The organism is Pararhizobium arenae, assembly GCF_001931685.1.
GTDB classification, from domain to species: Bacteria; Pseudomonadota; Alphaproteobacteria; order Rhizobiales; family Rhizobiaceae; genus Pararhizobium; species Pararhizobium arenae.
Map to the genome: position 1 here is coordinate 177,535 of NZ_MOOY01000008.1, position 15,161 is coordinate 192,695.

Consider the following 15,161-nt stretch of genomic DNA (forward strand, 5'->3'; position numbering starts at 1 on the left):
TTTGATAGTGTTCGGGGAATAGGCGGGATTTTCGAGGTAATCGGCAGATGGCACAAGCCTTCCCAAAGTGAGGGAGAGCTGCATGTATGAATATGCCATTGCCTGGGACTGGCTGACATTCGCCGTCCGCTGGCTTCACGTTATCACCGCGATTGCTTGGATCGGCTCGTCTTTCTATTTCGTGGCGCTCGATCTCGGCCTCAAGAAGCACCCGGATCTGCCGGCCGGTGCGCATGGCGAGGAGTGGCAGGTCCATGGCGGAGGTTTCTACCATATCCAGAAGTACCTCGTCGCACCGGCCAACATGCCGGAGCACCTGGTTTGGTTCAAATGGGAAAGCTATGTGACCTGGCTTTCCGGCTTCGGCATGCTGTGTCTTGTCTATTACGCTGGCGCCGATCTCTATCTGATCGATCCCAATGTGCTGGACGTTTCCAAGCCTGTCGCCATCGCCATCTCCCTGGCGTCCATCGCCTTCGGCTGGATTGCCTACGACCTGATCTGCCGTTCGCCCCTCGGTAACGAAAATACCCGGCTGATGGTGCTGCTCTATTTCATTTTGGTCGGCATGGCTTGGGGCTACACCCAGCTCTTCACCGGTCGCGCGGCTTTCCTGCATCTGGGGGCGTTTACCGCGACGATCATGTCGGCAAACGTCTTCTTCATCATCATTCCGAACCAGAAGATCGTCGTCGCGGACCTGATTGCTGGTCGCACGCCGGATGCGAAATACGGCAAGATCGCCAAGCAGCGCTCCACCCACAACAACTACCTGACGCTGCCGGTTCTCTTCCTGATGCTGTCGAACCACTACCCGCTGGCGTTCGGGACCGAGTTCAACTGGATCATCGCCTCGCTTGTCTTCCTGATGGGCGTCACCATCCGCCACTACTTCAACACGCGCCATGCGAATGCCGGCAACCCGACCTGGACCTGGCTCGCCACCGTGCTGCTGTTCATCGTCATCATGTGGCTTTCAACGGTGCCGAAGGTGCTGACCGGCGAAGGCGAGGAGCCTAAGGTTTCCGCCGCCCAGCAGCCTTTCGTCACAGCGGAAGCTTTCCCGAAAGTGCGCGATACTGTGCTTGGTCGCTGTTCGATGTGTCATGCCAAGGAACCGGGCTGGGAGGGGGTCGTGGTGCCGCCCAAGGGCGTGGTCTTGGAAACGGATGGCGATATCGCGGCCCATGCCCGCGAAATCTATCTGCAGGCGGGGCGCTCGCACGCCATGCCGCCGGCCAATGTGACCGCGATCTCCGACGACGAGCGCCGCCTGCTCGTCGCCTGGTATGAAACGGTCGTCGAGGGAGGAGGAAAATCCCAATGAAAGAGCTGCTGATCCGTGGCCGCGTACTGACATTCGTCGAGGAGCCGAAGGCTTTCGACGATACCGCGTCTTATCGTTATTTCGAGGATGGCGCCGTGCTCGTCCGGGCCGGCAAGGTCGTCATGAGCGGGACTTATGGTGACGTGAAGGGGCTTGCGAGCGTCGATGCCGAGATTGCCGACCATCGTCCTCATCTCGTTCTGCCAGGCCTGATCGATACTCATCTGCATTTTCCGCAGACCCAGGCGATCGCCTCTTACGGTGCGCAACTGCTGGAATGGCTGAACACGTATATCTTCGTGGAAGAGCAGAAGTTTGCAAAGCCGGAGCATGCGGCCTTCATCGCCGGCCGTTTCATGGACGAACTGATCGCCAACGGCACGACCACGGCGGTCGCCTATTGCTCGGTTCATCCCGAAAGCGTCGATGCCTACTTCACCGCAGCCGAACAGCGCGGCATGCGCATGATTGGCGGCAAGGTGATGATGGACCGCAACGCGCCGGATGCCCTAAAGGATACGCCGCAGCAGGGTTACGACGAGACACGGGCGCTGATCGAGAAATGGCATGATCGCGGCCGGGCACACTATGCCATCAGCCCGCGTTTCGCCATCACCTCGACGCCAGAGCAGATGGAGGTGAGCCGCACCCTCGTTGCCGAATTCCCGGATTGCTACGTCCAGACCCATCTGTCCGAAAATCGCGACGAGATCGCCTATGCGACCTCGCTCTATCCGGATGCCAAGGACTACACGGACATCTACGCGCGCTATGGCTTGCTGGGTGACAAGACCTTGCTGGGTCACTGCATCTATCTGGATGACCGCGAGGTTTCCGTTCTGGCGGAGACCGGCGCCGTCGGCGTCTTCTGCCCGACATCCAACCTCTTCCTCGGATCCGGCCTGTTCGATCGCGACCGGTTCGAGCGTCTTGGCGCGCGCTGGTCCGTCGCGACGGACGTTGGCGCGGGAACGAGCTTTTCCATGCTCGAAACCATGGGTGAGGCCTACAAGGTCCTGCATCTGCAGGGCCAGCGGTTGACGCCGTTCAATTCCTTCTATCGCATGACGCTCGGCAATGCCCGAGCCCTTGGTCTCGATGACAGGATCGGTTCGCTGCATGCTGGCGCGGATGCCGATATCGTCGTGCTGAATTCCGGCGCCAAGCCGGCCATGGAGCTGAGAATGCTGACGGCAAACTCGCTGCTGGAAGAACTCTTTATCCTGCAGACCATGGGCGACGACCGCTGCGTCGCCGAGGTCTATGTCGCCGGCAAACCGATGAAGGCCAGGGCGCTCAAACAGCAGGCCTCGTCGCGACTGCTCGAAATCGCCTGATAGCTTGTTCTATGTAATCCGTTCGGCGCGGTGGGTTTATCCCGCCGCGCCGAATGTCTGAATCCGACCGCCCATGGTCTTGGTCAAGGCCTCGGCGGCAGCCCGAACGACCGGGCCAAGTGCTGCAATCCTGTCGTCGGGCAGCCGAACCGCGGGGCCGGAGACGGAGATGCCGGCAATGGCTTCCCCGTATTCGTCGAAAATCGGTGCAGCGACGCAGCGCATGCCAAGCGTGTGCTCCTCATCATCGATCGACCAGCCCCGTCCTCGAATGTCTGCAATATCGGAGAGAAGCAAGGGCAGGCTGTCGCGGGTCTTGTCCGTAAAGCGCTGCAGGATTTTCCCGGCAAGCGCGGCTTCGATCCGGCCATCCTCCCATGTCGAAAGGATCGCCTTGCCGATACCCGAGGCGTGGATCGGCCCGCGTCGGCCCGGCCGGAAAAAGGCGCGCATCGGGGCGTGGCTTTCCACCTGCGAGATGAACACGACATCCCCCTGATCCTCGATGGCGATATTGGCCGTTTCGCCGGAATTTTCCATCAGCCCCTTCAGAAAGGGACGACTGATCGTGCCGAGCTTGCGAAAGCGCAGGTAAGCGGTGCCGATTTCGAATGCCTTGATCCCGATGGTCCAGACGCCGCTTTCAGGATCGTGGGCGACCATACCGTGCTGGGCAAGCGACGTCAGCAGCCGGTGAACGGTCGAGGGCGCCATGCCGGACTGGTCGGCCAGGTCGGTCAGGACTGCGCCATCTCCCCGCGCCAAAAGCTCCAGCAATTTCAGGCTGCGATCCAGCACCTGCACGGAGGAGGGGGCGGAATTTTCGCTCGCCTTTCGGCCAGGTCGCCCTCTCGTCTTTTCCGGATGCTCCGCCATGCTGCCCCCCACATCGATTGATCGAACGCCGTTTGGCCGGCGTCATTCCGCAGCATGACATAACCGCCTCGTGGCGATTGTTCCAGATTCTTTGAAAATGTTTATTTCCGCATGATGGGATTGATTTCCATTTAATGATTGATCGCATCTCGGGATGGGGTACCTTCACCCACGAGAGACGGAGGAAATTCCCATGGCAAAAATGCGAGCTGTCGATGCAGCGGTTCTGGTTCTGGAGAAGGAAGGTGTAGATTGCGCCTTCGGTGTTCCCGGTGCCGCCATCAATCCCTTTTATTCGGCCCTGAAGGCGCGCGGGTCGGTGCGCCACATTCTTGCCCGCCATGTCGAAGGTGCGTCCCATATGGCGGAAGGCTATACCCGCGCCGAAGCCGGCAATATCGGCGTCTGCATCGGTACGTCCGGCCCGGCCGGAACCGACATGATCACCGGCCTCTATTCGGCGTCGGCGGATTCGATCCCGATTCTGTGCATCACCGGTCAGGCGCCGCGTGCGCGGCTGGACAAGGAAGATTTCCAGGCAGTCGATATTTCCAAGATCGCCGCACCCGTCACCAAATGGGCCGTCACGGTTATGGAGCCGGCGCTGGTTCCGTTCGTCTTCCAGAAGGCGTTTCACCTGATGCGTTCGGGTCGCCCAGGCCCGGTGCTGGTCGATCTGCCGGTCGATGTCCAGCTCGCCGAGATCGAGTTCGATATCGATACCTACGAGCCGATGGCCGTCTACAAGCCCACGGCGACGCGAGCACAGGCCGAAAAGGCGATTGCCATGCTGAACGCGGCGGAGCGGCCGCTGATCGTTGCCGGCGGCGGTATCATCAATGCCGATGCCTCCGACCTGCTGATCGAATTTGCCGAGATCACCGGTATCCCGGTTATCCCGACCCTGATGGGCTGGGGCACGATCCCTGACGATCATCCTCTCATGGCCGGCATGTCCGGTCTCCAGACCTCGCATCGCTACGGCAACGCGACGCTTCTGGCTTCCGATTTCGTTTTAGGCATCGGCAATCGCTGGGCAAATCGCCACACGGGCAATGTCCCGACCTACACGGAAGGCCGCACCTTCATCCATGTCGATATCGAGCCGACCCAGATCGGTCGGGTTTTCGCCGCGGATTTCGGCATCGTTTCGGATGCCGGGGTTGCGCTGAAACTCTTCCTGGATGTCGCGACTGAATGGAAGTCGGCGGGCAAGCTGCGCGACTGGTCGGCCTGGGCGGAAGAATGCCAGGACCGCAAGCGCACCATGCTGCGCAAGACGCATTTCGACCAGACGCCGCTCAAACCCCAGCGCGTCTATGAGGAGATGAACAAGGCTTTCGGTCGCGATACCTGCTACGTCTCGACCATCGGCCTCAGCCAGATTGCCGGCGCGCAGTTCCTGCATGTCTACAAGCCGCGCAACTGGATCAATTGCGGTCAGGCCGGCCCGCTCGGCTGGACCCTGCCGGCAGCGCTTGGCGTTCGCGCCGCCGATCCGAACCGCCCGATCGTCGCGCTTTCCGGCGATTACGATTTCCAGTTCATGATCGAGGAACTGGCGGTCGGCGCCCAGCACAAGCTGCCTTACCTGCATGTGGTCGTGAACAACTCGTATCTCGGCCTCATCCGACAGGCGCAGCGCGGTCTCAACATGGATTTCGAGGTGAGCCTTGCCTTCGACAATATCAATGCCTCCGGGGATGCGGAACGAGGCTACGGCGTCGATCACGTTGCCGTCGCCGAAGGGCTCGGCTGCAAGGCCATCCGTGTCCGCAGCCCAAATGAGTTTCAAGAGGCTTTCGCCAGGGCGCAGGCCCTGATGGCGGAACATCAGGTGCCGGTCGTCATCGAGTTCATTCTGGAGCGCGTCACCAACATCGCCATGGGCGCTGATATCAACGCGGTGGTCGAGTTCGAGGAGCTTGCCGAGCGCGGCGAAGATGCCCCGACGGCAACGCTCGCGCTTCTCGATTGATCGCCAACGAGAGTTTGTCAGGGAAAAGTGGTAACCGGTTTTCCCGAAAAGACAACGAAAACAACGAATATGAGAGTTTGTCTGGTTCAATCTGAACCAGACAAACGCGAAGGAGGAAATCCCATGCCGAAATTTGCGGCGAACCTGACCATGCTTTTCAACGAGGCGCCTTTCCTCGATCGCTTCGCGCTTGCAGCCGAAGCCGGTTTCGAAGGCGTTGAATATCTCTTTCCCTATGACTTCGAGGCGGAGGCCCTGCGGGCGGCCCTCGATCTCCACGGGTTGACGCAGGTGCTGCACAACCTGCCGGCCGGTGATTGGGCCAGCGGCGAGCGCGGCATCGCCATCCTGCCGGATCGCATCGACGAATTTCGTCGCGGCGTGGCGTCTGCCATCGATTATGCGACGGCGCTTGGCTGCACCCAGGTCAACTGCCTGTCCGGCATCGCGCCGGTTGGCGTGGCCGACAGTGTGTTGCGTGACACGTTCGTTGCGAACCTGAAACTCGCCGCCGCGGAACTCGGCAAACACGGCATCCGCCTGCTGATCGAGCCGATCAACCGCTTCGATATTCCGGGCTTCTACCTCAACACGGCGGAGCAGGCGGCTTCGATCATCCGCGATGTCGGCAGCGACAACCTCTTCATCCAGTACGATCTCTACCACCAGCAGCGGACCGAGGGCGAGCTGATCGGTACGTTCAAGAAGCACCAGGCCAGAATTGCCCATGTGCAGCTGGCCGACAATCCCGGCCGCAACGAGCCGGGCACGGGTGAAATCGCCTATCCCTTCGTTTTCGAGGCGCTGGACGCGCTGGTCTACGACGGCTGGATCGGCTGCGAATACAAGCCGCGCACCACGACGCAGGAAGGTCTCGGCTGGTTCGCCAAAGCTGGCCGCGCGCCGAAAAGCGCAGACATCATCAAGATCAGGAGCTGAGACAATGGCAACAATCGGTTTTATCGGACTGGGCATCATGGGCACGCCGATGGCGCGCCATCTGCAGGAAGCCGGCCACACGGTCGTCACTTCGAAATTCGTCATCCCGCCGCGCCAGGAACTGGTCGATGGCGGCCTTGAAATCGTCGAAACGCCGAAGGCGCTGGCCGAAACCGTCGATACGATCATCCTCATGCTGCCGGATACGCCGGAAGTAAAAGACGTTCTGTTCGGCGAAAACGGGCTGGCCTTCGGTCTTTCCAAGGGCAAGCTTGTGATCGACATGAGCTCGATTTCGCCGATCGAGACGAAGGAGTTTGCGAAAAAGATTCGCGATACCGGCGCGGAATACATCGATGCGCCCGTTTCCGGCGGCGAAGTCGGCGCCAAGAATGCGACCCTTTCGATCATGTGCGGCGGTGCGGAGGAAAGCTTCGAGCGGGCGCTGCCGCTGTTCAAGCTGATGGGCAAGAACATCACGCTGGTCGGCGATTGCGGCGACGGGCAGACTACCAAGGTCGCCAACCAGATCATCGTTGCGCTCACCATCGAGGCCGTTTCCGAAGCCCTGGTGTTCGCCTCCAAGGCCGGCGCCGATCCGGCCCGTGTCCGCGAGGCGTTGATGGGCGGTTTCGCATCGTCGCGCATTCTTGAAGTGCACGGCGATCGCATGATCAAGCGCACCTTCGATCCGGGCTTCCGCATCTCGCTGCACCAGAAGGATCTGAACCTCGCGCTGCAGGGGGCAAAATCGCTCGGCATCTCGCTCCCGAACACGGCAGCGACGCAGGAGCTGTTCAACACATGTGCCGCCAATGGCGATGCCGGGCTCGACCACTCCGGTCTCGTCAAGGCGCTGGAGCGCCTCGCAAATCACGCCGTCGCGTGACTTAGGTGCATGAGGGAGGGCCGGGCGGTCGGGAGGAGACGACCGCCCGGCATTTTGAGGAGGAGTGGACCATGCCGTCGATCGTCAACCCCCGGGCTTTTCTCGAAACGCTGTTTCACGCGGCGGTGGCCGCGGCCGATCCGGCAAAGGTGCTTGCCGCCAATCTTCCCGCCCGCCCGAAAGGGCGCACCGTGGTTGTCGGCGCCGGCAAGGGTGCTGCCCAGATGGCGCAGGCTTTCGAGAAACTCTGGGACGCACCGCTGGAGGGCGTGGTCGTCACCCGGTACGGTTATGGCGCCCCTTGCGAGCGGATCGAGGTGCTGGAGGCATCTCACCCGCTTCCGGATGAGAACGGCCTGATCGCCTCGGGCCGCCTACTGGATGCCGTCAGCGGTCTGACCGAAGACGATCTGGTTGTCGCCCTGATCTGCGGCGGCGGCTCGGCATTGCTGCCGGCTCCGGTCGAGGGGCTGACATTGGAAGACGAGATCGCCGTCAACCGCGCGCTTCTGGCCTCAGGTGCGGCGATCAGCGCAATGAATGCCGTTCGCAAGCAAATTTCCGGGATCAAAGGCGGTCGTTTGGCTGCGGCAGCCTATCCCGCAAAAGTCGTTTCCCTCGTCGTGTCTGATATTCCGGGTGATGATCCCGCTTTGGTCGCCTCCGGTCCGACTATACCGGACGCAAGCACCCGCGCGGATGCCTTGAAGATCATCGAGCGCTACCGGCTTGATCTGCCGCCCCGGGTGCATGCCCTCCTGTCGGGGGCGACATCGCTGCCGCCAACTCCAGACGATACCGTCTTCGCCAGAAATGACGTACGGCTCGTCGCCTCCGCTGCTGTCTCGCTCGATGCTGCCGCAGAGCTGGCGCAGCGTGCGGGTATTGGCGCTGTCGTGCTTTCGGACGCGATCGAGGGCGAGGCGGCGGAGGTCGGCCGCGTGCACGCTGCCATCGCGCGGGAGGTCGTCGCCCGCAACCGGCCTTTCCGCAAGCCGGTGGTCATCCTCTCCGGAGGCGAAACGACAGTAACCCTGCGCGGCAAGGGCAGGGGCGGACGCAACAGTGAGTTCCTGCTGTCCCTCTCGCTGGCCATCGATGGCGCCGGCCCCATTACGGCGCTTGCCGCCGATACGGACGGAATTGACGGCTCGGAAGACAATGCCGGCGCCTTTGCCGACTGTCAGACCGTCGCAAGGCTCTCGGCCCTTGGCCATGACGCCGCTTCGCTGCTGCATGCCAATGACAGCTGGCATGCCTTCTCGGTGCTTGGCGATCTGTTCCGGCCGGGCCCGACCGGCACGAATGTCAACGATTTCCGGGCGATCCTGATCGGCCGATAATCGTGCGGGCGGTGGCGAAGGCCCCTTGCCCACATACCGCCGTATGACCTTCAGGTCGAAACAAATTTTCCTTCGAACCGGGCCTGGAAGTTGCGGCGCTCCGCCTCCTGCCTGAAACAGAGCAAGACGAGTTCGAGATCGTGGGTGCTGTGTTCCCGGCCCAGCAGGCTCAAGCTCACCACTGCCGCGCCCGGATAGCTAGCGCTCAGCTGTATCGCAGCCGTGGTAATTTCGCTGGTCGTGAGATCGTTCTGGTGGTCGCTCCGCTCGTAGATCGACCAATAGGGAGCATCTTCCCATACCGTGCGAAGAGAATCCACGATCTGCGACTTGAAGGTTTCCACGCTCATGTCCCGCGGCCAGGAGAAGGTGTTGACCTTGCTGTCGCTGCGCACGCTACAGTAACCATCGATGCCCTGATTGCTCGACAACGCCAGCTCGATTCTTGCAAAGGCATTGTTCTCATCGATGCGGTTACGAAAATAGACTGCCATTGGATCGCCGGACGCTGTTTCAAATCAACGATTATCCCGAACCGGCTTTCAAGGGCAAGTCATCGTTCGCTGAAGGTAACATTCCTGCTCATACCGGCGGGACGGGACGGTGTTTCTCAACCGCCCTTATCCCGCAGGCATATCGGTCCCTCAGGTCGCGGAGAAACTGTCCCTGCGATACTGTTCGACGAGGTTGCGGCAGGCGCGCAGCGTCAGCCCCATCACGGTCAGTGTCGTACCCGCGATACCGCTGCCGGCGAAGGCGCTGGCATCCGTGACGATCAGGTTCAGCGCATCCCAGAGCTGATTGTAGGGATTGAGCACCGATGCCTCCGGCGTCTCCCCCATGCGGGCGCCGCCCGTTTCGTGGATGGCCGCGCCCTTGCCCATTTCCTTGAGACCCGTCGGCGAGCCGATGAATGATCTTTCTCCACGGCAGAGGCAGGGTCAGGGCCGCGTCGCCCAGAGCAGGCCCCGTTCGAAGATCGTGCGCATCTCAGGCACATCGAACTCATCGGCGGTGTGCCCCAGCGCGCTGTAGAAGACGTGACCTTGTCTAAAGCGGCGCTTCCACACCACCGGCATCACCACGCCATCGATAAAGTCCAGGTGGTGTGCGCTGAAGGTTGTCGTCGCCAGCACGTCGTTGCTCGGGTCGATATGCATGAAATATTGTTCGGAGCGGTAGTCGAAGCTGCCGATGCCCGCCATGATCGGGTCGTCCGGCCTGGTTATATCGACGCGGTAGTCGATGATGTCGCCGGGATGCGCGACCCATTGTCCGCCGACCATGAACTGATAATCCGGTTCGTTGCGGAAACTGTCGCCCATCGTGCCGTGAAAGCCGGCAAGTCCGGTGCCGCCGGAAACCGCCGCGACGAGGTTGTTGAGCTCATCCTTTTCGATCGTGGACATCGTAACGACGGGCACGATCAAGTCCAGTTGCGCGATGGCGGGATCGGCAAGCGCTTTCGTTCCCGCTTCAAGGCGGACGTCGTAGCCGTGGCCAGCGAGGATATCCCTGACGATCCCCGCGCTCCGTTCCGGCGTATGGCCTTCCCAGCCGCCCCAAAAAATCAATGCTGTCTTGCTCATGCAGTCCTCCCTTGCGCCGCGTCATTGATGACGCGGCGATCGCTGGTTGTCACCTGCCGCCCTGCGGGAAACAGGTGAAAAACTCAGGAGAAGGCCGGGAGCTTGCCGGCGATCAGATGGTCACCTGTTCGCCGATTTCGACCACGCGGTTGGCGGGCAGCTTGAAATAGCTTGAGGGATCGATGCCGAGACCCGAGAGCGCGATATAGAGATCGTCCTGCCAGCGGGGCAACCCGGCATTGGGGTCGGCGATCAGCGTTCGGCGACCGAGATAGAACGATGTCTGCATGATCTCGAACTTGAAGCCTGCCTTCTTGCAGATGGCAAGCGCGCGCGAAACATTCGGCTCGTCCATGAAGCCGAAACAAAGCTCGATGCGCGAGAAGCGTTCGGAGAGGGTTGTAAGCGTCACGCGCTCGTCGTCCGGCACATAGGGTTTCTCCGATGTGCGAACGGTGAGCACCACGTTCTTTTCGTGCAGGACGTGGTTGTGCTTGATGTTGTGCAGCAGAACCGCAGGTGTCTTGTCGCCGACGCTTGTCAGGAAAACCGCAGTGCCCGGCACCGTCACCGGCGGATGCTGGGACTTTTCGATCGAGCGGATGAAGGTGTCGAGCGGAATGTCGTTGCGTGCCGTTTTTTCGCGCAGCAGGTGCGATCCGCGCGTCCACGTCCACATGATCAGCATGATCGCGAGCGCCAGCATCACCGGCACCCAGCCGCCATCGTGGATCTTGAGCAGGTTGGCGCTCAGGAACACCGCTTCGAGAATGAAAAGCGGCAGCAGGATCGCCGCGGCCGTCAGTGCCTTCCACCCCCAGACGGAGCGCAGGAACTGGAACGCCAACAAGGTCGTGACCACCATCGCACCGGTGACGGAGACGCCATAGGCGGTCGCAAGCGATTCCGAATCGCCGAAAGAGAAGATCAGGACGATCACGCCGACGAAGAGCAAAAGATTGACGGCCGGGACATAGATCTGCCCGGTGTTGGTTTCCGACGTGAAGGTTATTTGCAGCCGCGGCAGGAAACCCAGGTGAACCGCCTGACGGGCAAGCGAGAACGCGCCGGTGATCACCGCCTGGCTGGCAATGATCGTTGCGAGCGTGGCAAGGATGACCACAGGCAGCAGCGCCCAGTCGGGATACATCAGATAGAACGGATTCTCGGCCGCTTCGGGGTGGGTCAGCACGAACGCGCCCTGGCCGAGGTAGTTGAGTGCCAGTGCCGGGAAGACGAGGATGAACCAGGCGGTCTGGATCGGCTTGCGACCGAAATGACCGAGGTCCGCATAGAGCGCTTCCGCACCCGTGACCGTCAGGAACACGGCACCGAGAACGATGAGGCCCACGAAACCCGCGTGGGTGATAAACCAGATTGCGTTGAGCGGGTTGAGCGCCTGCAGTATGGTATAGTCGTCGCCGATATGAATGAGGCCGCCCCAGGCCATGGCCAGAAACCAAAGCACCGTGATCGGGCCGAAGAAGTTCGAAACCGCCGCCGTTCCCTTCGACTGCACGAGGAAAAGTGCGATCATGATCGCCGCCGACAGCGGCAGGACGTAGCCGGAGAGGGCGGGCGTCACCAGCTTCAGGCCCTCAAGCGCGGACATCACGGACAGCGCCGGCGTGATCATGGCGTCGCCGATGAAAAGGGCGGCCCCGATGAGGCCGGCAAAGAACAGGATGGGTGTATAGCTGCCGGTTTTTTTCATCAGCAGCGCCAAAAGCGAAAGCGTACCGCCTTCGCCGTCATTGTCGGCGCGCAGCAGAAACAGGACATATTTGAACGTGACGATGATCGTCAGTGTCCAGACCATCAGCGAAATCAGGCCGACGACTTCCTGCTGGCTGATGCCATCATGGGAAAAAGGACGAAGCGCTTCGCGGAAGGCATAGAGCGGGCTCGTGCCGATATCGCCATAAACCACGCCGACCGATCCCACGACGAGGACGAGGAATTTGCGCATGCCGTCTTTGTCGGTGTGCGCCTGGTGTTCTGCAGTGCTCAATCCGGCCTCCGGCCCGCTTATGCCCCTCTGGGCGAAATCGTGAGATATATGAGTGCACTGCAATAATCTAGCAATTGTTCTTTTGTGCCATGGTGGTCATCGATTATTTCAACGCGCTTGCCGGATTGATTTCGCGCGGCCGTGCATCATTTCCCTTTGATAACGCCTTTCAAAGGAGACCATGATGACGAAGCTGACATTGACTGCGACCTGCATCGCGCTTCTCGTTCTTTCTTCCTGCGCCAACACGGCCTATGGGCTGAAGCGCGATGGCCAGGACGCCAGTGCGGCGATGGACGACGCATCCCGCAATGTGCTGTCGACAGGCAATTAGCAAGGAATCCGTTCGCTTCATTGGTCGGCGGGCGGCTCTGCATGAGGGCCGTCAGCCCCCGAGTGTGATGGTGAAAGCCGGCTTGCCAGCCAGCGTGTTGCTGACTGTGCAGATATCTTCGGCTCGCTCTATGACCCTTTTGCGCATCTCCCCGTCGAGATCTCCGATAATTTTGAAGGCCAGGGCGAAGCTTTCGATGCGGGAGTGGCCTTCTTGTGCCTTTTCGCCCGAAACCTCGACTTCGATATGCTCGATCCGGTTCGTCAGTTCCAGTTCATGGGCTGCGATGCGCGCGCTCATGGCCAGGCACGCAGAAAGGGAGGCGTAAAGCAGATCGAGCGGATTGAAGCCCGCCTGCGAGGCGCCGGTGACGATGTCGATCTCACCGCCCGTGGCTGAAACGATGTGCGGGAAGCCCGTTCGCCCGAGGCTTGCCGTTGCGCCCATTGGCCTGATCTTCGTTTTGGGTGTCTCCACCATCTCGTTGCTCTCCTTGATCGACCCCAGTCTTCCCGACCGATGGTCTGCAGATGTGTCAGGTTTTGACCCCTTGCAAAAGGTCAAACGCTTGACGCTGGGTGGATTATGATTTACGAATGACGAAATTCGAAAAACGTCACTCGTAAGGTGTCATACGATGAGCGATGTCTTTGCGGCCGAAATCGACGCCGGCCGACAGGAAAATATCAATCGCATTCTGGAGGCGGCCGAGCGGCTTTTCCTGCATTACGGCTATTCCAAAACGACGGTTGCCGACATTGCCAAGGATCTCGGCATGTCGACGGCCAACATCTATCGATTCTTCGCATCGAAGGTGGAGATCCATCAGGCGCTTTGCAATCGCATGCTGGCCGTGAGTTACGACACGGCAAGACGGAATGCGGAGTTACCGTTAAGCGCCAGTGACCGCCTGCGCCGCTTTGCGCTGGATCAGTACAAGATGGCTACCGAGACGATGATGGATCACGAGAAGGTCCACGAAATGGTCATCGTCGCCATCGAGCGCGACTGGCATGTCATCGAAAAGCACATCGACCGGATGAACGATGTTGCCGCCGATATCATCGCCGACGGCATTCGCGTCGGCGAATTTCCCGAACAGGATGCAACGGTCGCCTCACGCTGTTTCTGTGCGGCCATTACAACACTCTGCCACCCGCAGATGGTTGCGCAGTGCGCGGCCAAACCGAACCGGGCGCGGCCGGAAGATCTCGTGGAGTTCGCAGTCCGGGCATTGAAGGTTACCGATGCCGCCTGAGGCGGAAAATTTTATCAAACAATATTTTTACGGGAGCGCGAAAATGGTTTCGCCAGCAAAGCAGATTTTGAAGACATCCACTCTTTCCGCAATGCTGCTTGCCGCGGCTGTCGGCTTGTCGGCCTGCTCGGAAGAGAAGGCAGAGGTGACAACCGAGACGGTGCGTCCCGTAAAAGTGCTCGAGGTTGCCGCCAGCCAGACGCATCGCGCACTGGATTATTCTGGCTCTGTGCAAGCCCGCAGCGAAATCGCGATGGGCTTTCGCGTCAACGGCAAGATCACTGAGCGGCTGGTCGATATTGGCGACCGCGTGACGGCCGGCGACATTCTGGCGCGGATCGATGCGACGGACTACGCGCTGTCGGTCAAGTCCGCCGAGGCAAGCCTTGCGGCCTCCGAGCGTCAGGTGGAAACCGCCGATCTCGCGCTGAGGCGCGCCGAGCAGCTGTTCAAGCGGAATGTGACGCCAAAGTCCGAGGTCGAGCAGGCACAGCTCAGCTACAATCAGGCGGTCTCGAACCGCGACGCTGCCCGCTCCACGCTCGACCAGGCTCGAAACCAGGTGTCCTACAGCGAGTTGCGCGCCGATAAAAACGGCATCGTTACGGCGGTCAATGCCGAGGCAGGGCAGGTCGTCTCGACCGGCAGCCCCGTGGTGACCGTTGCCGTCGATGGCGAAAAAGAAGTCGAGGTCGCTGTTCCCGAAGCCGATATCTTCGCCTTCAAGCCCGGAAAGGTTGTCGACGTCTCCATCTGGTCGAACGAAGGCGTAAAGCTTTCCGGCACGGTGCGGGAAGTAGCGGGCAGCGCGGATTCGCGTTCGCGCACCTTCGCTGTCCGTGTCCGTCTGCCAAACGACGACCGCGTGCTGCTCGGCATGACGGCATCGGTCTCGGCTTCCGCGGAAAATGGTCCGTCGATGGTGTCGGTACCGCTCAGCGCCCTTGCCAAGGAAGGCGAGACCAATCTGGTCTGGACGGTCGATCCTGCCAAGGCGACCGTGCATGCCCGCCCGGTCACGGTCGCGGATTTCTCCAATGACGATGTGCGGATTGCCGACGGTCTGAAACCCGGCGATCTGGTCGTCACCGCCGGTACGCAGTTCATGCGGGAGGACCTGAAGGTCAAGCTGCCGCAGAGTGAACCTACGAAAGAGGCGCATGTCGATGACGGCCATGCCGTCAGCCTGACCCGCTGAGCATTTCCAGGAAAAGTGCGAAGCGGGTTTCCGTCCGGAAATGCGTAAACGCACTCGAAGCCATCCTCGAAAACGGAACGAC

At 60.7% G+C, this 15,161-nt stretch carries 14 protein-coding genes and 1 pseudogene; 9 read left to right on the top strand and 6 right to left on the bottom strand.

Annotation, left to right across the window (positions count from 1 at the left end):
* Nucleotides 1-82: 82 nt before the first annotated feature.
* Both BLX89_RS18555 and guaD read left to right on the top strand, forming a co-directional pair.
* Entirely contained in the window at nucleotides 83-1,327 is a 1,245-nt protein-coding gene (locus tag BLX89_RS18555) for a urate hydroxylase PuuD (protein WP_075292440.1), read from the top strand.
* On the top strand, nucleotides 1,324-2,664 hold the full coding sequence (gene guaD, locus BLX89_RS18560) for a guanine deaminase (protein ID WP_075292441.1): 1,341 nt from the start codon (nucleotides 1,324-1,326) through the stop codon (nucleotides 2,662-2,664). The genes BLX89_RS18555 and guaD overlap by 4 nt, the downstream gene beginning before the upstream one ends.
* Before the next feature lie 36 nt (nucleotides 2,665-2,700).
* Here guaD and bhcR read toward each other — a convergent pair whose 3' ends face one another.
* Nucleotides 2,701-3,540, bottom strand: a complete 840-nt coding sequence (gene bhcR / locus BLX89_RS18565; RefSeq protein WP_075292442.1) for an HTH-type transcriptional regulator BhcR — start codon at nucleotides 3,538-3,540, stop codon at nucleotides 2,701-2,703.
* A 193-nt stretch (nucleotides 3,541-3,733) separates the two neighbouring features.
* Here bhcR and gcl point away from each other — a divergent pair, with 193 nt between their 5' ends.
* From gcl to BLX89_RS18585, 4 genes are all read left to right on the top strand, one after another.
* Complete coding sequence (gene gcl / locus BLX89_RS18570; RefSeq protein ID WP_075292443.1) at nucleotides 3,734-5,518, top strand: glyoxylate carboligase; 1,785 nt, start codon at nucleotides 3,734-3,736, stop codon at nucleotides 5,516-5,518.
* Between the two features lie 123 nt (nucleotides 5,519-5,641).
* On the top strand, nucleotides 5,642-6,457 hold the full coding sequence (gene hyi / locus BLX89_RS18575) for a hydroxypyruvate isomerase (protein ID WP_075292444.1): 816 nt from the start codon (nucleotides 5,642-5,644) through the stop codon (nucleotides 6,455-6,457).
* 4 nt (nucleotides 6,458-6,461) lie between these two features.
* Nucleotides 6,462-7,346 carry a 2-hydroxy-3-oxopropionate reductase gene (locus tag BLX89_RS18580; RefSeq protein ID WP_075292445.1) on the top strand — a complete coding sequence of 295 codons (885 nt, stop codon included), beginning with the start codon at nucleotides 6,462-6,464 and terminating at the stop codon, nucleotides 7,344-7,346.
* Between the two features lie 71 nt (nucleotides 7,347-7,417).
* The gene (locus tag BLX89_RS18585) at nucleotides 7,418-8,689 is read left to right on the top strand and encodes a glycerate kinase type-2 family protein (protein ID WP_075292446.1); all 1,272 of its coding nucleotides are present in this window, start codon (nucleotides 7,418-7,420) and stop codon (nucleotides 8,687-8,689) included.
* Between the two features lie 50 nt (nucleotides 8,690-8,739).
* On the opposite strand, the gene BLX89_RS18590 is transcribed toward BLX89_RS18585, so the two are convergent.
* From BLX89_RS18590 to BLX89_RS18605, 4 genes and pseudogenes are all read right to left on the bottom strand, one after another.
* The gene (locus BLX89_RS18590) at nucleotides 8,740-9,183 is read right to left on the bottom strand and encodes a hypothetical protein (RefSeq protein WP_075292447.1); all 444 of its coding nucleotides are present in this window, start codon (nucleotides 9,181-9,183) and stop codon (nucleotides 8,740-8,742) included.
* Between the two features lie 150 nt (nucleotides 9,184-9,333).
* A pseudogene (locus BLX89_RS24365) lies at nucleotides 9,334-9,615 on the bottom strand (GMC oxidoreductase); the annotation flags it as partial.
* Nucleotides 9,616-9,630: 15 nt separating this feature from the next.
* Nucleotides 9,631-10,278 carry a ThuA domain-containing protein gene (locus BLX89_RS18600; protein ID WP_075292449.1) on the bottom strand — a complete coding sequence of 216 codons (648 nt, stop codon included), beginning with the start codon at nucleotides 10,276-10,278 and terminating at the stop codon, nucleotides 9,631-9,633.
* A 112-nt stretch (nucleotides 10,279-10,390) separates the two neighbouring features.
* Complete coding sequence (locus BLX89_RS18605; RefSeq protein WP_075292579.1) at nucleotides 10,391-12,247, bottom strand: potassium transporter Kup; 1,857 nt, start codon at nucleotides 12,245-12,247, stop codon at nucleotides 10,391-10,393.
* A 226-nt stretch (nucleotides 12,248-12,473) separates the two neighbouring features.
* Between BLX89_RS18605 and BLX89_RS18610 the strand changes: the two genes are divergently transcribed.
* A complete protein-coding gene (locus tag BLX89_RS18610) occupies nucleotides 12,474-12,623 on the top strand; it encodes an entericidin (protein ID WP_075292450.1) in 150 nt (49 codons plus the stop codon).
* Between the two features lie 51 nt (nucleotides 12,624-12,674).
* Here BLX89_RS18610 and BLX89_RS18615 read toward each other — a convergent pair whose 3' ends face one another.
* Nucleotides 12,675-13,103 (bottom strand): OsmC family protein, encoded by a 429-nt coding sequence (locus BLX89_RS18615; protein WP_075292451.1) that lies wholly within the window; start codon nucleotides 13,101-13,103, stop codon nucleotides 12,675-12,677.
* 157 nt (nucleotides 13,104-13,260) lie between these two features.
* Between BLX89_RS18615 and BLX89_RS18620 the strand changes: the two genes are divergently transcribed.
* Nucleotides 13,261-13,881, top strand: coding sequence for a TetR/AcrR family transcriptional regulator (locus tag BLX89_RS18620; RefSeq protein ID WP_075292452.1), 621 nt, complete (start codon nucleotides 13,261-13,263; stop codon nucleotides 13,879-13,881).
* 43 nt (nucleotides 13,882-13,924) lie between these two features.
* On the top strand, nucleotides 13,925-15,079 hold the full coding sequence (locus BLX89_RS18625; protein WP_075292580.1) for an efflux RND transporter periplasmic adaptor subunit: 1,155 nt from the start codon (nucleotides 13,925-13,927) through the stop codon (nucleotides 15,077-15,079).
* The last annotated feature ends 82 nt before the right edge of the window (nucleotides 15,080-15,161 follow it).